Origin of the sequence: Methylobacterium sp. CCH5-D2, from assembly GCF_001556475.1 — a bacterium.
In the GTDB taxonomy this organism is placed as follows: Bacteria; Pseudomonadota; Alphaproteobacteria; order Rhizobiales; family Beijerinckiaceae; genus Methylobacterium; species Methylobacterium hispanicum.
Map to the genome: position 1 here is coordinate 1 of NZ_LSIX01000103.1, position 1967 is coordinate 1967.

General features: G+C 74.4%; 2 protein-coding genes and 1 other RNA gene. 1 reads left to right on the top strand and 2 read right to left on the bottom strand.

Annotation, left to right across the window (positions count from 1 at the left end; genetic code table 11):
- Positions 1 to 1278, bottom strand: a 1278-nt coding sequence (locus tag AX737_RS02145) for a DNA polymerase III subunit gamma/tau (protein WP_066918642.1), incomplete at its 3' end; no start/stop codon positions are given.
- 82 nt (positions 1279 to 1360) lie between these two features.
- An RNA gene (gene ffs / locus AX737_RS02150) (signal recognition particle sRNA small type) lies at positions 1361 to 1459 on the bottom strand.
- Between the two features lie 119 nt (positions 1460 to 1578).
- On the opposite strand from ffs, the gene AX737_RS02155 reads away from it, so the two are divergent.
- Positions 1579 to 1967: DUF5991 domain-containing protein (locus AX737_RS02155; protein WP_156453485.1), on the top strand; the 389-nt coding region annotated here is incomplete at its 3' end.

Sequence of the window (1967 nt, forward strand, 5' to 3'; positions counted from 1 at the left end):
GCTCAAGGCCCTGCCCGAGGTGCAGGCTGCGCCCCGCCCCCTGGCGGCGAGCGCCTCCGCGCGCAGCTGGCGCAGCGCCTCGTCGGGGGTCGGCAGGTCGGCCGCGTAGGCGAGGCGCACCAGCGCCATCTCGGCCGCCGCCAGGGGGCGGGGCGCAGCCTGCACCTCGGGCAGGGCCTTGAGCAGGATCTGCCACGCCCGCGAGAGCGCGCGCACCGAGAGCCTCTCGGCGAAGGCCGCGCCGCGCGTGCGCTCGACCTCGCTCAGCGTCGGGTCGGCGGCGGCCGCCTCCGGCACCAGCTTCAGGCGGGTGACGAGGTGGGTGAAGCCGGCCAGATCCGAGAGCACCACCGCGGGGTCGGCGCCGGAATCGTACTGGCCGCGCAGCTCCGCGAAAGAAGCCGGCACGTCGCCGCGCATCGCCGCCTCGAACAGATCGACGATGCGGCCGCGGTCGGCCAGCCCCAGCATGTCGCGCACGCTCGCGGCCGAGACGGTGCCGGCCCCGTGGGCGATCGCCTGATCGAGCAGCGAGAGCGCGTCGCGCACCGAGCCCTCGGCCGCGCGCACCAGGGCGGCCAGCGCCTCGTCCTCGACCGCGACGCCCTCGGCGGCGCAGATCTTCCGGAGATGAGCGGAGAGCACGTCCGCCTCGACCCGGCGCAGATCGAAGCGCTGGCAGCGCGACAGGATCGTGACCGGGACCTTGCGGATCTCGGTCGTCGCGAAGACGAACTTGGCGTGGGGCGGCGGCTCCTCCAGGGTCTTCAGGAAGGCGTTGAAGGCCTTCTCCGAGAGCATGTGGACCTCGTCCACGATGTAGACCTTGTAGCGGGCGGAGACCGGCGCGTAGCGGATGCCGTCGATGATGCCGCGCACGTCGTCGATGCCGGTATGCGAGGCGGCATCCATCTCCAGCACGTCCATGTGCCGGGATTCCATGATGGCCTGGCAGTGCTGCCCAAGCTCCGGCATCGTCACGGTCGGCCCCGTGTCGGGCACGCCCGCGCGCAGGTAGTTCAGGCCGCGGGCCAGGATGCGGGCCGTGGTGGTCTTGCCGACGCCGCGCACGCCGGTGAGCATCCAGGCCTGCGGGATGCGGCCGGCCGCGAAGGCGTTGCCGAGCGTGCGCACCATGGCGCCCTGGCCGATCAAGTCGTCGAAGTTCTGGGGGCGGTACTTGCGGGCGAGCACCCGGTAGGGCGCGGCGGCCGCGGGGGCGGCCGGAAACCCGGGAAGCCCCGGCTCGTCGTCAGGGGTGCCCGTGCGCGCGTCCATGCGACCATCTGGGGAGGCGCCGGGCGACCGCTCCCGACCGCGCGGGTGGCAGCGGTCCGCGATGCGCGGCGCATCGGAGAAAGGGTGGGAGGCTGGACGAAGACCCGCTCGGGCTCGTTAGGGCTGCTTCCTTCCGGACCTGACCCGGTTGGCGAGTGATACGTCCCTCACCAACCCCCCGCCGCCTATATGGCCGGACGGCCCGCACGATGCAAGCCGGGCGCGCGGCGCGGCCGCGGTTGAGCCCGCGCGCGGGCGCGGCCATGCTGCACCGGGGACACGGTCGGGGAGGGGACGGCGATGCGGATGACGGGTGCCGCGCTGGCGGCAGGGCTGCTCACGACCGCGGCGCTGGGCGCCGGAGGCGGGGAAGGCTGGCAGGGCCGCTATCGCTGGGAGGCGGAGGGCGGCCGGACCGCGGGCGGCACCGGCATCGTCGTCACCTACGACCTCACGATCGGCCCGGCCGGCGCGCGGGGCGGCTGCGTGCTCACGGCCCAGGGCTTCCAGACCGACGAGCGCATCCTCTGCAAGGCGGAAGCCGGCGCCCGCAGCCTGACGGTCGCCTTCCACAGCTACGCGGACGGGCGGACGCTGAACCGCTTCGGCGTGGCGGTGCACAAGCCGGGCGAGCCGCTGTTCACGCTGACGCGCGAGGCGACGACCGGGGCGGGCGGGTTGACCACCCG